Genomic DNA, 16073 nt, shown 5'->3' on the forward strand with positions numbered 1-16073 from the left:
CTAGCACTGTCGCGTTAGTCTTCAATGGTGGATAGATCTCCTGTTGGCAGATCAAGCTCCCAGGCTTTCAGGACACGGCGCATGATCTTTCCGGAACGAGTCTTGGGCAGTTTATCCTTAAACTCAATCTCACGCGGAGCAGCGTGGGCAGACAGGCCCTCTTTAACAAAACGATAGATCTCTTCTTTCAGCTCCGGTGTCGCCTCATATCCTTCACGAAGCGCCACAAAGGCTTTGATGATCTCCCCACGTGTCACATCCGGCTTACCGATTACACCCGCCTCAGCTACCGCAGGATGCTCCACGAGCTTGCTCTCCACCTCAAAGGGGCCGATACGCTCGCCTGACGAATTAATCACATCATCAATACGTCCCTGGAACCAGAAATATCCTTCTTCATCCATATAAGCGGAGTCACCGGATACATACCAGCCCGTAAGCCTGAAATACTCCTCGTATTTCACAGGGTTATTCCAGATCTTCGCCATCATGGATGGCCAAGGTGTCCGTATGGCCAGATTACCCATACTGTACGGCGGCAATTCCTGCCCGCGATCATCAATAATCGCTGCTTCGATTCCAGGCAACGGACGTCCCATGGAGCCAGGTTTGATCGGCATTCCGGGATAGTTACAGATCAGCTGTGCACCTGTTTCTGTCATCCACCATGTATCATGAATTCGCTGACCATAGGCTTTCCACCCCCAACGAACTACCTCCGGATTGAGCGGTTCACCGACAGACATGACATGACGCAGACTGCTCAGATCATGCTGGGCAATGGTCTCTTCTCCCGCTCCCATCAGCATACGAAAGGCCGTTGGTGCACTGTACCAGATCGTGACTTTATTCTTCTGGATAGTGCTGTACCAATCTTGAGGGCTGAAACGCCCACCCCGTATCACATTGGTCACTCCGTTGAGCCATGGAGCAAAGATACCGTAAGAGGTCCCTGTCACCCAACCAGGGTCAGCAGTGCACCAGTACACATCATCCTCACGTAAATCCAGAACAACCTTACCTGTATAATAGTGCTGAATCATGGCATTTTGAACATGGTACACCCCTTTGGGTTTACCCGTAGAGCCTGAGGTATAATGAATAAGCAAACCATCCTCACGATTCAGCCACTCTACTTCCATCTCATCCGAAGCGGCAGACATCTCTGCATCAAAATCGATGAGTCCTTCTTCAGTCTGCACGCCCCCACCCACAATAAATATATGTTTGAGTTCGGGCAATTCGGAACGTTTGATGCGCTTCAGTAATTCCGGAGTGGTAACCAGTGCTACTGCTCCGCTATCCTCCAGCCGATCCTTCACAGCCGTTTCCATAAAAGCCTCGAACAACGGTCCCGCGATAGCTCCAGCTTTCAATATACCCAAGAGACTAAAATACAGCTCAGGACTTCGAGGCATAAAAATAAACACCCGTTCCCCTTTGACTATGCCATATTTGCGGAGAACGTTCCCGAACCGACTCGACTGTTCACTCAGATCAGCGAAAGTATAGGACTCTTCACGTGAAGCATCGCTATACAATAAAGCGGTTTTTCCGCCCCTTCCTTCCAGTACATGACGATCAATCGCTTCATGCGCCATGTTTACTTTTCCGCTGGCGTGCCACGTAAAGTGCCTTTCCACCGATTCCCAATCGAACCGGCTTCTCGCCTCCGTGTAATCGCCCAGATTAGATTCAGACACAACCGTTTGCAGCATCTCACCATGTGCTTGACTCATGCTTGCCAGCCTCCTTCAACTCGACATTTCGATTCCCGTTAGGGGTCATTTCTCATTGCCTTTGTGTTGACTGAACTTCCAGTTAGCGCTTACATTAGTAGAGAGAACTTCTCATCATGTACTTGCTCGGCCAAACAGATGTTAATTATACTGTGTTGAATTGTGAACATTTTTTGTCTACGCAATTATAGCAAATCTTTTCAATTGTCGTCTATGGCTTTTCAATTTTTTGGATTTTTGCTATAGCGTTCCTTTTGAAGAACAACCTCTATAAGTAGGAAAGAGAGGAGCATGAACCATGGAACATATCAAAGAACATCATATGCGTTCCATCTTCAAGTCCGGCCACCGAATTACTGTTGAAGGCCCCGTGCAGGCCAAGGACATAACGCGTCTTGCCTTCCATCCGGATCTGGATGCCTTTCGGCGCCCAACGGAGCAGCAAGAAGCTCTGGCCGAGATCGCAGCATTGCCTGAAGGGCGAATTATCATCGCACATGAAAATGAAACGATTATTGGCTATGTAACCTTTCACTATGCGGATGATTGTGAGCGCTGGTCCGAGGGTAATATGACTGATCTGATTGAGCTTGGGGCAATCGAGGTTGCGGACGACTATCGCTCGCTTGGCATTGGACGTGAGATGTTACTTACCGCTTTGGAAGATAAATGCATGGAGAACTACATTATTTTCACCACAGAATATTATTGGCATTGGGATTTGAAGGGCAGCGGACTAAACGTATGGGATTATCGCAAAATGATGGAGAGGCTGATGGAAACGATCGACATGACCTGGTATGCAACAGACGACCCCGAAATCTGTTCACATCCTGCGAACTGTTTAATGGTACGTATCGGAAGTCAGGTGCCCATCACATCGGAAGAACAGTTTGATCGTGTACGCTTCCGCCATCGGTTCATGTACTAATTCAATGATCTGTTCGAAAAACGATATACATAACAAAAACCGCCTCTCGCAGCGTTGCTCCATACTTCATGGAACAGCTAATCAAAAGGCGGTTTTTCATTGATTTTGGGTTGGCATTGCAATCGTAATTTATGCCATTACATATTTTCTAACATATGCTCCACAATACGGTGTGAACGCTGAGAAGATTCCACGGTAAATTCAGCAAAGTTAACATGCGCCGAACCATCCGCTTTATCTGACATCCCACGCAGGACAACAAACGGTACTCGATTCATGTAACAGACCTGGGCAACTGCTGCCCCTTCCATCTCGGCACATGCACCGTCCATTTCAGTATATAACATGTTAACCGTATCTTTATTCGCAATAAATTGGTCTCCAGATAACACTTTACCGATCAGGTAATTGGCTCCCTGAGCTTTACATGCTTCTTCAGCCAGTTTAATAAGCGAAGCTTCGGCAGGGAATGCAGATGTCTCCTGGTAAGGAATAACCCCGCGTGCGAACCCCAGTGGCGTTACATCCATGTCGTGCTGAACACATACAGACGATATAACCATATCTCCAATGTTCAGCTCCGGGTTAACTGCACCCGCAACACCTGTGAAGATAATCCGATTAACTTGAAAACGATCAATCAAGATCTGCGTTGTAACCGCTGCATTTACTTTGCCTACGCCGGATTTGCACACGACAATTTGCTTGCCCAGCCACTCGCCTGCAACGTATGTAATGCCGGTTTGTTTAACCGTCTCAAGCTGCTTCATACCTGCCAGCAAAAGCTCGACTTCCTCATCCATCGCTCCGATAATCCCCATCGTTTCACTCATCTTCTGATACCCCCTGTTTTCATTTTTAAACTAATTCAGCACAAAAGCTCCGTCTCCGGAGCTTTCGCATATCCACTATGTAGAGAGAATGACTTCTCCCTTACTGTATATAATCCCGATTAAACTACATCTGCGTGACTTACAGACAGACGAAGAATCGTTTCATGCGGCAAAATAACCCGTGGGTTCTCCACATTTTCTTTCTTCATCAACTTGGTCAGCAAACGCATCGCTACTGCGCCAAGGTCGTACATTGGCTGAGCCACTGTTGTCAACTGAGGACGCACCATGGAAGCCATACGGATGTTATCCACACTAATAATGGAGAAGTCATCCGGTACCTTCAGACCGTCATCCTGAATGCTGTGAATGGCACCAATGGCCATTTCATCTGTAGCAGCAAAGATAGCTGATGGTTTTTTCTTGAGTCCAAGGAAATATTTCATTGCTTCCACACCGGATTCATATCGATAGTTACCGATTCGAACAAGATCCTCCTGGTATTCAATCCCCGCTGCTTCCAGTGCTTTTTTGTATCCTTGGAAACGGGCATATCCATTCGCCGGATCTTGCAGTGTACCACTGATCATCGCAATTTCCTTGTGTCCATGACGAATCAGAGTGTTTACCGCATCAAACGCAGCCGCCTCATGGTCAATATCCACCGAAGGGAATGTGCCCTTCTCATCACTCGTTGCACAAAGTACAATCGGCACAGCCGCAGACTGGAACGCCTGAATGTGTTCGTCCGTTACTGTTCCGCCCATGAAGAGCAGTCCGTCTACTTGTTTTTCGAGCAACGTGTTGATAACACGAATTTCTTTTTCTTTCTTCTTGTCTGCATTACACAAAATAATATTGTAGTGATACATATTCGCAATATCTTCAATTCCGCGGGCAATCTCCGCGAAAGTTGAGTTCGAAATATCCGGAATAACAACCCCGACCGTGGTTGTCTTCTTGCTTGCCAGACCTCTGGCTACCGCATTTGGACGATATCCCAACCGTTCGATGGCTTCATATACTTTTTTCCGCGTTTGCGGTTTGACATTAGGGTTATTATTAACTACCCGTGATACCGTTGCCATAGACACTCCAGCTTCACGTGCCACATCATAAATGGTTACCGTCACAGTACTTCTCTCCATTACCAGTAAATTTTCATACCATTTTCATTAAGATTTATATTACGACAAATTTTTGCATTAATCAATTAAAATAGGCTTTAGGACTCACTCAAAACATTCGTAAGTGTGGTTCTAGTAATATCTGAATGGGAAGTATGCCATACAGGAATTCCCTTTTTGATCAGGATCGCCTGTGGAGATTCGTGCTTAACACCCAACTTGTCTGCTACTTCATTCGATACCGGGCGATCTTCCACAACATAGATGATGCCATATTTCACTTGTTCATTGGCATTATTAAGCAAATAATCGTTCATCTCCTGATAAGCGTTCGAGCTGATCGGACAGCGCGTGCTATGCTTAAACAGAAGCAAGGGTTGATCCTTGGTAGCCTCCACTGCGGAGTTTAGCTGTTCAATACTTGTCATTTTAGTCATGTCAGCCATTAGATATACATCCCCCTTTACCAGGAATACCGCTATGTTGAGCGTTTTCACTCTTCGATATCTTAACAAAAAGTGCGCGAAAAAGCCAATTTTCATGAAAACAAGCATTTTACACGTCAAAATTAGACAGCATTTGAGAAGTACTCTTGCCACACAAATCCGGATAATTGACTCAATCTGCGCTCCGTGGTCTCAATCCACGCTGCATCACCTGACTTCGTTGCGTAACCCATAATGTCCAGCAACAGATTGATACGCTCCTCCACTGCTTGCTGCATTCGATATTCCATCTCCCGATCGGTCGCATCCGGCCAGGCCAGCAGTAGCTCATGAAACAGGTCTGCCAGTTCATTGCGTTCACCAAAAGATACGTCTTGCTTCACGGGCTGTTCACCCAATGTGTTAATGCATTCTGTTAAGTCCGGCTTGACTGGCGGAAGCACTTCATATGATACACAGTCTGTACACGCAAATACGGGTACGTTTCGAATCTCCACTTTTTTGGCGTATACCACTGTTCTTAATTCCAACTCCATTACATGTCCACATCTGCACGACTTGCGCACCACCATCACCTCATTCGTTCTGTACTCTATATAAGTACCATTCGACCTATTTCGGCTCAAATCCTGCTATAAACGAAAGGTTGCACAAATTACCACTCCCTCCAGATGAAGGTTGTCGAATGCAGGCAGTTACTGACTTGTAACCGCTTCCTCCAAACTGAATATGCACTTCCATGAAGTCCCTTGGAGAATCTGTTACAATTAAAGACGCAACAGATCTAATCACCGCAAAAAGGAGAGATGGACATGAGATTAACTGGTAAAAAAGTCATCGCTCTGGTCGATGAAGAATTCGAGGATTTGGAATTGTGGTACCCTGTACATCGGGTTCGTGAAGAAGGTGCAGAAGTGCATCTTGCCGGAGAGAAAAAAGGAAAAACCTATATTGGCAAATATGGTGTGCCTGCTGAAGCCGAATACAGTTTCGATGAACTCGACAGTTCAGATTACGATGGCATTCTCGTGCCAGGCGGCTGGGCGCCGGACAAGCTGCGTCGTTATCCCAAAGTACTGGAGCTTGTAAAGGAAATGAATGCAGACCGAAAACCGATTGGACAGATCTGTCATGCGGGCTGGGTGCTAATTTCTGCCAAAATTCTGGACGGGGTTACAGTAACCTCTACACCAGGTATTCGGGATGACATGGAAAATGCAGGTGCTATCTGGAAAGATGAAGCGGTTGTTGTTGATGGACATATCATCTCAGCACGTCGTCCGCCCGACCTTCCACCTTATGGCAAGGCATTCTGTGATGCACTCGCTAACAAATAAAAACAACCCCATTGTGCTCTCATGCACAGTGGGGTTATTTATATAACAAGTTTTCCAATAAATAATTATCACAAATGTAAATATATTAACTTAAAGGTATTTATATCCAATTCCCCTAATTACGATGCGTTCGAACCACTTTGTTCATCCGGACTTCCCGTGGAATCATTAAAGACTTGCAGTCGCTCCTCAATATCTCCGCTGGTCCGTAAGGCGAAGCACTTTCGCGCTTCTTCTTTGGCGGCCGATGCTGTTGTGTTCAGCACTCTGTGCTTCACACGTAACAGGGATTGCGGAGACATACTCAAGTGGCGAATGCCAAGCTCCAACCAAAGCGGAATGGCACGTTCGTCCCCTGCCATCTCTCCGCACACACTGACATCAATTCCAGCCGTATGAGCCGCATCTGCTGTCGCACGAAGCATCCGCAGAACAGCCGGATGATAGGGGTGATACATATGAGCGATCTGCTCATTCATTCGATCTACTGCAAGTACATATTGAACCAGATCGTTCGTACCAATGCTGAAGAAATCAGCTTCCTCTGCGAGCAGATCAGCAATCATCACCGCTGCAGGAACTTCAATCATAATTCCCACCTGAATGTGAGGGTCGTATGATAATCCCCGCTCGTCCAGATCGGACATCGCCTCACGGAGAATCTCATTGGCCTGCTGAAGTTCTTCCACCGAAGAGATCATCGGGTACATGATTTTGACATTTCCGGCAGCGCTGGCGCGCAGAATGGCTGTAAGCTGTGTTTTGAACAGATCTTTGCGGTCGAGACTAATCCGAATGGCACGGTAACCCAGAAACGGATTGTCTTCCTCGGGCAATTCAAAGTAATCGAGTTGCTTGTCACCACCGATATCCAGTGTACGAATAACAACCGATTGTCCTGCTGTTTTCTCTGCCACAAGACGGTACACCTCATACTGTTCTTGCTCACCAGGGAAAGTTGCACGGTCCATATACAAAAACTCTGTTCGGAACAAGCCCACACCTTTGGCTCCTTGTTTCAAAGCAAGGTCCAATTCCTTCACCGAACTGATATTGGAAGCCAAGTGCAAAACGGCCCCATCTTTGGTTACGGCATCCACGGTAGCAAGGACTTGAAGTTGTTCCTTTTTCTTCAGTTGTTTGCTGCGAAGCATGGTATACCGTTCAATTGTCTTGCGATCCGGGTCCGTAAATACCAAGCCATTGTCACCATCCACCACAAGCATATCCCCTGTCTCTACCGGCATGCCAAGACTCGCTTCCAGACCGGAAACGAGAGGAATGCCAAGGGCACGAGCCATAATCGCAGAATGTGATGTTTTCCCGCCAATCAAGGTCACAATGCCTAGTACATGGGTGGGATTCAGATGCGCCAGTTGAGATGGCGACAGTTCTTTGGCAACGAGTACATACGGCTGGGTATCCGAAGGAAGTGTAATCTCCGGTGCACCGAGCAAATGCTTGAGCAGACGGTTACCCACATCCTTGATGTCAATGGCCCGCTCCTTCATATACTCGTCTTCCAGCAAGTCAAACATCGTGACAAAATGGTCTATGGCTTCTTTGACCGCCACTTCTGCTGCCTTATATTGACGCTCAATAATACCGCGAATTTCGTTCATGAATACCGGATCTTCGAGGATTGCCAGATGTGCATCAAAGATACTGGACTCCTCTGGACCAACAACTTCCTTGAACTCATTTTTGATATATTCGATCTCATCCTTTGATGTCCGTATGCCCTCATACAGCCGTTCGAACTCTTGGGCGAGATCCACCGAATCCATCTTCTGATCCGGCAGATCCCATTCCCAACTGGGCAGGACAAATGCTTTGCCGATGGCTATGCCTGCAGCTCCGTTGATGCCTTGTATCTTCATTCTACCCCTCCAACGTTCCTGTCATAGAGCACCACGGACATAACGGATGCCTGACCTTTCTTAACTTGCTTAAATGGAGCAAAACTCCATGATTTTACACGATCTGGATTAGTAATTACCATTGGTGTTGTTAGTGACGTCGCTTGCTCGCGGAGTACTGCCAGATCAAACTTGATCAACAACTGCCCTGGCTCCACCGTATCGCCCTCCTGAACAAAAGCTTCAAAATGGCCTTTCAACTGAGAGGTATCGATGCCGATATGCAGTAACACTTCAAGCCCCTCACGGGTAGATATACCCAAGGCATGCATGGTCGGGTACAAGTGCATAATCGTTCCGTACACGGGTGAGACCAGCTCTCCCTTTTCCGGAACAAAGGCTACACCATCACCGACAAGTTTGGCTGCAAAGATCTGATCCGGCACCTCTTCAATCGGGAGCATTTTGCCCTGAACGGGGGCACAGAACAGAACCTGTTGCAGATCTCTTTCCAGCAGCTTCGCGATTTCTTCCCGAATCAATTCCGAGTAGGTACCGAATACCACCTGTACATTACCGCCACCCAACTTGATCAGTCCAGCGGACCCCATACTCTTCATGGCACCCGTGTCGATCAGACGGTCATCATGCACAGTCAGGCGAAGACGTGTAATACAAGCTTCAACCTGTACAATGTTACTCTTCCCACCCAATGCTTCGAGGATTAAAGGTGCCTGATAAGGAATGTTACCTACCCAATCTTCCAGCATGGAGCCCTCTTCACGTCCTGGTGTTGGAATCTTGAACGTACGAATTGCCCATCGGAACAGGAAGTAGTAAACCAGCCCATATAGTATGCCAATCGGAATGAGCTTCCAAGCATTCTCCGATAGATGGAAATTGAGTATGTAATCAATAATACCTGCGGAGTAAGAAAATCCATGCCGGATATCAAGCCAGTAACTAATCCACATGGCAACGCCGGACATCACTGCATGCACGATGAACAGATATGGTGCCGCGAACAAAAAAGCAAACTCAATCTGTTCCGATACCCCGGTTAGAAAACAAACGAGTGCCGATGTCAGAAAAGTTTTCTTGATTTTTGGTTTCAGATCTTCCCTGGCTTCCTGAATAATAGCAAAGGCTATTGCCGGAATGGCAAACATCATGATGGGAAACAAACCCGCCATAAAGAACCCTGCTGTTGGATCACCTGCAAAAAATCGGGGCAAATCCCCTTGCACAATGTTACCATCAGGCGTTTCAAACGTCCCTAACTGGAACCAAAACACATTGTTAAGCAGGTGATGAAGCCCAAAAGCAACCAGCACCCTGTATAACACTCCGTAGATGAATAGTCCAAAACCCCCGAGACTGTATTCCCAGGTAGCAATGCCGTTCAATCCATGCTGTAGGATCGGAGCGAGCCATAACATAAAACAGGAGAACAATGCCGAACAGAGTCCGACGATGAGCAAAACAAACCTTGAACCTCCAAAAAATTGTAAAATTTCAGGCAGTTTAATGCTTTTAAACCGATTATGCATCCCACCGGCAAGCGCGCCGAGTATGATTCCGATTAAGGAAGCGGGCTGAACGGTGCCATCCCCGAAGTTCCGAGTCACCTGATCATATATCACGATACCAGCCAGAGCAGCAAGTCCCGCTTGTCCGGCCTGGTTGGAGAGTCCCAGTGCTACACCGACAGCGAACAGATACGGTAAGAAATAAAAAATACCGTGTCCGGCCACGGTAGACACTTCACCGACAATATCCAATCCCCAGGCGTCCCAAGGCAGACTGCCAACACTGAGCAAAATTGCGGCGGCGGGCAGGACCATTGTAGGCAGCATTACCGCTCGTCCGAGCTGCTGCAAGGATCCGAGCCAATTCATGGCGACCTCTCCTTTCTATCCTAGATGGTAAGCTTTACGCAACGTTTTGTCAAAGCAAAACAGTAACCAATTGGTAATTAATACGTCAAAAATAGAACAGAAAAAATCCCGTCAACTTCAAGTTAACGGGATTCATCCTATGTTCATTCAATTGGGACAGATCAGGAGATCATTCGATCACAGGTGAACGAGCCTCTCAGCCGCGTCCAGCGCCGCGCAGAACGATGGAATCCTCTACCTTGATACAACGATTCGTTACCGCTGTCATGCCGTTCTCTGCAGCAATCTGGACCGCTTCATCACTATGGATGCCAAGTTGCAGCCACAGCACATTGGCTTTGATGGCAGCGGCGTCACGAGCGACATCCGCGCAAAACTCTTCGCGACGGAACACATTGACAATGTCTACCGGCTCTGGGATATCCGCGAGTGTAGCATATACCGTCTCTCCCAGGATTTCACCTTGCACCTGTGGATTAACCGGTATGATACGATAACCTCTGCTCTGCATGGCTTCTGCCACCATATAGGAAGTGCGATCTGATTTGTCTGATAAGCCGACGACTGCGATGTTGCCTGCCTTGCGCAAAAGTTGTCCAATTTCTTCACGAGTAGGGTTGTTAAATTCCATGTTCAAGCACCATCCTTTTCTGATTAAAGTGCGTGTTCAAAAGACAAGTTTTCAGTTATTTACTCTTTTACCCATTGAACCGAGGCGCCAAGCGCCTGCAAATGATCGAAATATTGCGGATAAGACTTGGCTACATGGTGTGCATCCCGAATACGAAGTGGTTCCTTGGAACGCAGGCCAACGACAGTGAGCGCCATAATTACGCGATGATCGTAGTGAGCGTTAATCTCAACGCCGCCTTCAACGCCTTCTGGACGTCCATGTACGATAATCTCAGCTTGACGCTCTTCAACGTTGGCTCCTGCCTTCCGCAGTTCGTTCAAATAATCGGTGATTCGGTCACATTCCTTGTAACGCAGGTTCTCTACATTATAGAACCGTGACGTGCCTTCCGCAAACACAGCTGCGGCTACCATAGCCAAAACGGCATCCGTCGCGGCATCCCCGTCGAATTCGATCGCTTTCAGTCTGCCATTACCTTGAACATGTACAACATCGTTCTCATGTGTCAATGGCACTTCCATCATGCGCAGCACGTCAACGATGGCACGTTCACCCTGTTTGCTCTGCTCCATCAGGCGCAGAATTTTCACATCGGACTGTGTAACCGCTGCTGCGGCAAGAACCGCTGCTGAGCCGGGATAATCCCCTTGAACTGTGTAGGTCGTTGGTTGGTAAGCCTGTCCACCTGGTACACGGAAGGACATATAATCATCACTTGCATGGATAACGATACCTGCCTGCTCCAGCACTTCCAGCGTCTGTCCGATAACGACCTTGGACTTCAGGTCATTCAGTACTTCAATGGTGCTGTCTTCTGCAAGCAACGGAGTTACAAACAACAACGCACTCAGATATTGGGAGCTGACGGAGCCGGATACACGAATGTGTCCACCCTTGGCATTGCCACCCTTGATTGTAATCGGCAGGCGTCCTTGTTCATGCTGTACATCTACACCCAATTGACCAAGCGCATCGATCAGGTCATCATGTGGACGTTTGCCCAGCGAATCCGGGTACGTATTCACAAAAGTAACTTCAGGGCAGAGCGCTGTAACGCCCATCAGGAAACGAAGTACAGCACCCGCATTCCCAACATTCAATTCACGCACATCACGGGGATGACTGCCAAAACCCTGGATCACAATCTTGCTGTCGTCTTCTTCAAGTACTGCCCCCAGATCGCGAATACATCTGCGCATGGCGTCACTGTCTTCACTGTGTGCCGGGAAATGAATAGTACTTGTGCCTTCTGCCAGCGCAGCAGCCAGCAAATAGCGAGTCGTGTAGTTTTTAGAGGACAGAGCCCCGATTTCCCCGTTCAGAGTGGGGGTTGGTTTAACAATAACGTCCATGGATGAAATTCTCCTTCATTGATTATATTGTGGCCAAATTGACATTCCGTGCATCGCTTGGGTATCATTATAGCGTTAAGTCCATACAGAAAAGAGGACCTGAATATGACACAAATAGCTGAAATTGAAACGTCTGAGCTGCGCCGCCGTTTACAGGCGGGAGAGAAGCTGCAGATGATAGACGTCCGCGAGGACGATGAAGTCGCGCAAGGCATGATCGAAGGAGCCAAGCATATTCCGCTTGGACAGATTCCGGACCGACTGTCTGAGATTGAGAAATCAGGCGAGATCGTGATCATCTGTCGTAGCGGTTACCGCAGTGAGCGTGCATGTGAATATCTGCAGCAACTGGGATATGAAGGCTGTACAAACATGGTCGGCGGTATGCTCCAGTGGCAACAGGAAGACTAGAGAAACCCGGAGAGAAGCGAAGTCATTTGTAACCTTGTGACCTCAGCTCTGCTCCACTCCCAGAAACGGGCCTATATGGCCCGTTTTGTTATATCTGCCACCACCTATCAACCATCAAACTTCGATGATAACAAGCTTAGACGCGGTAATGCGCTAAAATTAAACGAGTCACTTCAGCAGCGGATAACTCGGTTGTATCCACCGTATAATGTGCGAACCGATATGCGTCTTTCCGTTCTTCCATAATTGCCTGAATGCGTTCCTCTGCATTGCCTGCGAGGAGTGGGCGATTGTCACAGCCACTAACACGCTCTACAATCACTGCCGGATCAGCAGTCAAGGCAACAACCCAACCATTCTTCAACATCACGTCACAATTATCCGAACGCAGCACCACGCCACCTCCGGTCGCTATGACCTGTGACTTCTTCTCCAGCACCGAGCATAACATGCGGCTCTCGGCATCACGGAAATACGTCTCTCCCTTGCCAGTGAACAATTCCGGAATCGTACAGCCTTCCTCTTTTTCCACCGCGGCGTCTACATCAATCAATCGATAACCAAGCTCGCGTGCAAGCATGTCAGCGACGGTTGATTTGCCGGTTCCCATCATACCAATGAGAATAATATTGTTAGACTTGCTCAAGGTGTACACTCCTTTAATTCAAGCAATTCGTGAGCACTTTTGTCCTATCATAACACAGCCCTGCGGACTGGGAAAGACCATCTCCTTACCGACTTCCTTTCGACCATCCGCAAGTACTTCCAAGACAGATTAAGTAACTCCCGGCGTCTGAGCCTACGTCAGATCACCCTCAAGCAGTTTTGAGCACCCAAACGCCTAAAATAGTAACCATCCAGCAACCTAACGAACTCCTATGAGCTTTTTTACCTAAAATAGGAGCAGTTAAACTTCTAACGAATCTCAGTAAACTTATTTCAAAAAATCACCGTCAAAACCTCGACATCTCGCTACGAATTATCTGAATAGGCCTTCTGAGTTCGTTAAAAAATAGAACCGGCTCATTTTGCCAAAATAGAGTGTCTCCTGTTCATTAGGTCTAGAACCAGCTACATATCTTCTCCATAAACACTATTACTGTATAACACAGTAAAAAAGAGGCCTAGCGTTAACCGGCAATCACCGGAACGCCAAACCTCTTTTGAGCCCCTTAGCAGGCCAAACCTGCCACTTAAAGGGGCACTAGCCAAATCATAATAGAATTGTATATGTGGTACTACTCCATCCAATTGTGGTGGAAGCTGCCTTCTTTGTCCACACGTTTGAACGTGTGAGCACCGAAGTAGTCACGTTGAGCTTGCAGCAAGTTTGCTGGCAAACGCTCTGTACGGTAGCTGTCGTAGTAAGAAAGAGCGCTGGAGAAGCCAGGTACCGGAACACCTTGTTTTACAGCAGCCGCTACAACTTCACGCCATGCGCCTTGATAAGACTCAACGATGTTTTGGAAGTAAGGATCCAAGAGCAGGTTTTTCAGTGCTGCGTCTTTATCATAAGCTTCTTTGATGTTTTGCAGGAACTGCGAACGGATGATGCAGCCACCGCGGAAGATCATGGCAATGTTGCCGTATTTCAGATCCCAGCCATACTCATCGGAAGCTGCACGCATTTGTGCAAATCCTTGTGCGTAGGATACGATTTTACTTGCAAAGAGGGCTTTACGAACGCTCTCGATGAACGCTTTTTTGTCGCCGGAGAACGCTTCAGTCGCTGGTCCATTCAGGATTTTGCTAGCTGCTACACGCTCGTCCTTCATCGCAGACAGGAAACGGGAGAATACGGATTCTGTAATCATGGACAATGGTACACCGAGATCCAGCGCGCTTTGGCTTGTCCATTTACCTGTTCCTTTTTGTCCAGCAGCATCCAGAATGACGTCAACCATTGGTTTGCCCGTTTCTGGATCGTATTTGGAGAAGATATCTGCTGTGATTTCAATCAGGTAGCTATCCAGCTCTCCTTGATTCCATTCCGTAAAGATCGCATGCAGCTCTTCAACGGAAACGTTCAATACGGATTTGAGCAAATGGTACGCTTCACCAATCAACTGCATATCTCCGTACTCGATACCGTTATGCACCATTTTCACATAGTGTCCGGCACCGTCTGGTCCAATATATGTACAACATGGATCGTCACCGACTTTGGCCGAGATTGCCGTCAGGATCGGTTCAACCAGTTTATAAGCACTTTCCTGTCCACCTGGCATGATGGAAGGGCCTTTCAGTGCGCCTTCTTCACCACCGGATACACCTGTACCGATGAAACGAATGCCTTTGTCTTCCAACTCTTTGCTGCGACGTTGCGTGTCAGGGAAGTATGCGTTCCCTCCATCAATGATGATGTCGCCCTCATCCAGGTGAGGAAGCAGTTGTTCAATGGTAGCGTCGGTCGCTTTACCAGCTTGTACCATGATCAAAATTTTGCGCGGGGATTCCAGGGATGCTACGAACTCTTCAATGGAGAATGAGCCTGTCAGGTTTTTACCTTCAGCTTCTTTCAGAAGATCATTGGTTTTCTCCGGGGAACGGTTAAATACCGATACTGAGAAACCTTTGCTTTCAATGTTAAGGGCCAAATTTTTGCCCATGACAGCCAGGCCAATTACGCCAATTTGTTGTTTTGTCATCTGGTCCTCCATCCTTTGCTCCAATTAATTTTATTGAAATAAATTCTCAACAATACTCCCATTTTAACGGTTTTATGTATAGAAGTGAACCCCGTGGCACAGCTACGCAACGAGAAAACACCCCAATCTGCTGAGGTGTTCATCGTATTTTCATAAATACGGCCTTATCTTGTCATCCTTCCAACATTAACAGATGTCCGGACAACTGTTTTAAGACTTGACGGCAAGCATTTGCTTTTTCGATATTATCCATCTGCATGGCCGTGTAGAGGCGCTCCAGTTCATCGTCTACTTCCATGCGCAACAACATGAGCCTTTCCTCGCCTTCACGCGAGAGGAACATTTCTTCCATCTCTTCCGCCGTCGGCGCAGGTTCCTTTTGAAAAATGACACGCTGTTTGAACCCAGACACTTCCACGAGCCGAATGACTTCACCGAATAAAATGTTCTCCACAGTCATCTGCTGATCCTTGAAACGCTTCACAACTGCATGCCCGCGTGTATCTCCAATCAGCTTCTCCAGCCACTCTGCAAGTTTTGCATCCTTAATGATATAATCCCCAGTCATCTTGTAGTTCCCCGTGCGTGTCTGTTGAAAGCGGAGCTTTACCAGCTTGCGGCCGGTCCGGACTGACAGGATAAAAAAGGATTCGTCCTCGCTCCAATATAGTGAATATCCCTCACGAATAAGGTCTCTGATCAAATTTTGGATATGCCGACGGTTGAACCGCAGCTCCAGATTGCAATATTCAACTTCATAACTCTTATTCACGGCACTCCCTCCATCTGTACCGGATCAACTCCGGCCCTCGTCTTCAATCGCTTCTACTCAATCGGCTTACCCTATTTTATACTTCA

15 protein-coding genes are annotated in these 16073 nt (G+C 47.5%); 3 read left to right on the forward strand and 12 right to left on the reverse strand.

The features are described 5' to 3' along the window. Positions 1–14: 14 nt before the first annotated feature. A complete protein-coding gene (gene acsA, locus C170_RS23530) occupies positions 15–1739 on the reverse strand; it encodes an acetate--CoA ligase (RefSeq protein ID WP_036614682.1) in 1725 nt (574 codons plus the stop codon). 298 nt (positions 1740–2037) lie between these two features. On the opposite strand from acsA, the gene C170_RS23535 reads away from it, so the two are divergent. Further along, on the forward strand, positions 2038–2670 hold the full coding sequence (locus C170_RS23535) for a GNAT family N-acetyltransferase (RefSeq protein WP_036614684.1): 633 nt from the start codon (positions 2038–2040) through the stop codon (positions 2668–2670). Positions 2671–2807: 137 nt separating this feature from the next. Here C170_RS23535 and C170_RS23540 read toward each other — a convergent pair whose 3' ends face one another. The 4 genes from C170_RS23540 to C170_RS23555 form a co-directional block, all read right to left on the reverse strand. Next, on the reverse strand, positions 2808–3503 hold the full coding sequence (locus C170_RS23540; protein WP_036614687.1) for a 5'-methylthioadenosine/adenosylhomocysteine nucleosidase: 696 nt from the start codon (positions 3501–3503) through the stop codon (positions 2808–2810). A gap of 119 nt (positions 3504–3622) precedes the next feature. Further along, complete coding sequence (gene ccpA / locus C170_RS23545; protein ID WP_036614690.1) at positions 3623–4636, reverse strand: catabolite control protein A; 1014 nt, start codon at positions 4634–4636, stop codon at positions 3623–3625. A 92-nt stretch (positions 4637–4728) separates the two neighbouring features. Continuing rightward, complete coding sequence (ytxJ, locus tag C170_RS23550) at positions 4729–5076, reverse strand: bacillithiol system redox-active protein YtxJ (protein WP_036614693.1); 348 nt, start codon at positions 5074–5076, stop codon at positions 4729–4731. Positions 5077–5198: 122 nt separating this feature from the next. Next, positions 5199–5612: a hypothetical protein gene (locus C170_RS23555; RefSeq protein ID WP_017687413.1), complete on the reverse strand. Its 414-nt coding sequence runs from the start codon at positions 5610–5612 to the stop codon at positions 5199–5201. Between the two features lie 276 nt (positions 5613–5888). Here C170_RS23555 and C170_RS23560 point away from each other — a divergent pair, with 276 nt between their 5' ends. Continuing rightward, entirely contained in the window at positions 5889–6413 is a 525-nt protein-coding gene (locus C170_RS23560) for a type 1 glutamine amidotransferase domain-containing protein (RefSeq protein ID WP_036614696.1), read from the forward strand. Positions 6414–6532: 119 nt separating this feature from the next. Here C170_RS23560 and ptsP read toward each other — a convergent pair whose 3' ends face one another. From ptsP to aroA, 4 genes are all read right to left on the reverse strand, one after another. After that, a complete protein-coding gene (gene ptsP, locus C170_RS23565; protein WP_036614699.1) occupies positions 6533–8293 on the reverse strand; it encodes a phosphoenolpyruvate--protein phosphotransferase in 1761 nt (586 codons plus the stop codon). Next, the gene (locus C170_RS23570) at positions 8290–10170 is read right to left on the reverse strand and encodes a glucose PTS transporter subunit IIA (protein WP_036614701.1); all 1881 of its coding nucleotides are present in this window, start codon (positions 10168–10170) and stop codon (positions 8290–8292) included. Before C170_RS23570 ends, ptsP begins: the two co-directional genes overlap by 4 nt. Positions 10171–10366: 196 nt before the next feature. Then, entirely contained in the window at positions 10367–10801 is a 435-nt protein-coding gene (locus tag C170_RS23575) for a CoA-binding protein (RefSeq protein ID WP_017687409.1), read from the reverse strand. 59 nt (positions 10802–10860) lie between these two features. Beyond that, complete coding sequence (aroA, locus tag C170_RS23580; protein ID WP_017687408.1) at positions 10861–12156, reverse strand: 3-phosphoshikimate 1-carboxyvinyltransferase; 1296 nt, start codon at positions 12154–12156, stop codon at positions 10861–10863. 105 nt (positions 12157–12261) lie between these two features. On the opposite strand from aroA, the gene C170_RS23585 reads away from it, so the two are divergent. Beyond that, positions 12262–12567 carry a rhodanese-like domain-containing protein gene (locus C170_RS23585; RefSeq protein WP_017687407.1) on the forward strand — a complete coding sequence of 102 codons (306 nt, stop codon included), beginning with the start codon at positions 12262–12264 and terminating at the stop codon, positions 12565–12567. Positions 12568–12703: 136 nt separating this feature from the next. On the opposite strand, the gene C170_RS23590 is transcribed toward C170_RS23585, so the two are convergent. The 3 genes from C170_RS23590 to C170_RS23600 form a co-directional block, all read right to left on the reverse strand. Next, positions 12704–13213: a shikimate kinase gene (locus C170_RS23590; RefSeq protein ID WP_036614703.1), complete on the reverse strand. Its 510-nt coding sequence runs from the start codon at positions 13211–13213 to the stop codon at positions 12704–12706. Positions 13214–13805: 592 nt separating this feature from the next. Further along, a complete protein-coding gene (gene gndA / locus C170_RS23595) occupies positions 13806–15215 on the reverse strand; it encodes an NADP-dependent phosphogluconate dehydrogenase (protein ID WP_036614715.1) in 1410 nt (469 codons plus the stop codon). 172 nt (positions 15216–15387) lie between these two features. Continuing rightward, positions 15388–15987 (reverse strand): hypothetical protein, encoded by a 600-nt coding sequence (locus tag C170_RS23600; RefSeq protein WP_036614719.1) that lies wholly within the window; start codon positions 15985–15987, stop codon positions 15388–15390. Positions 15988–16073: the final 86 nt, after the last annotated feature.

Origin of the sequence: Paenibacillus sp. FSL H7-689, assembly GCF_000517905.1 — a bacterium.
In the GTDB taxonomy this organism is placed as follows: domain Bacteria; phylum Bacillota; class Bacilli; order Paenibacillales; family Paenibacillaceae; genus Paenibacillus; species Paenibacillus amylolyticus.

Coding starts and splice junctions, on each gene's coding strand:
- C170_RS23585 (WP_017687407.1), top strand. CDS start 12,262: ATGACACAAATAGCTGAAATTGAAACGTCTGAGCTGCGCCGCCGTTTA.
- C170_RS23540 (WP_036614687.1), bottom strand. CDS start 3,503: ATGAGTGAAACGATGGGGATTATCGGAGCGATGGATGAGGAAGTCGAG.
- C170_RS23535 (WP_036614684.1), top strand. CDS start 2,038: ATGGAACATATCAAAGAACATCATATGCGTTCCATCTTCAAGTCCGGC.
- aroA (WP_017687408.1), bottom strand. CDS start 12,156: ATGGACGTTATTGTTAAACCAACCCCCACTCTGAACGGGGAAATCGGG.
- C170_RS23570 (WP_036614701.1), bottom strand. CDS start 10,170: ATGAATTGGCTCGGATCCTTGCAGCAGCTCGGACGAGCGGTAATGCTG.
- ytxJ (WP_036614693.1), bottom strand. CDS start 5,076: ATGGCTGACATGACTAAAATGACAAGTATTGAACAGCTAAACTCCGCA.
- gndA (WP_036614715.1), bottom strand. CDS start 15,215: ATGACAAAACAACAAATTGGCGTAATTGGCCTGGCTGTCATGGGCAAA.
- C170_RS23575 (WP_017687409.1), bottom strand. CDS start 10,801: ATGGAATTTAACAACCCTACTCGTGAAGAAATTGGACAACTTTTGCGC.
- C170_RS23560 (WP_036614696.1), top strand. CDS start 5,889: ATGAGATTAACTGGTAAAAAAGTCATCGCTCTGGTCGATGAAGAATTC.
- acsA (WP_036614682.1), bottom strand. CDS start 1,739: ATGAGTCAAGCACATGGTGAGATGCTGCAAACGGTTGTGTCTGAATCT.
- ptsP (WP_036614699.1), bottom strand. CDS start 8,293: ATGAAGATACAAGGCATCAACGGAGCTGCAGGCATAGCCATCGGCAAA.
- C170_RS23555 (WP_017687413.1), bottom strand. CDS start 5,612: ATGGAGTTGGAATTAAGAACAGTGGTATACGCCAAAAAAGTGGAGATT.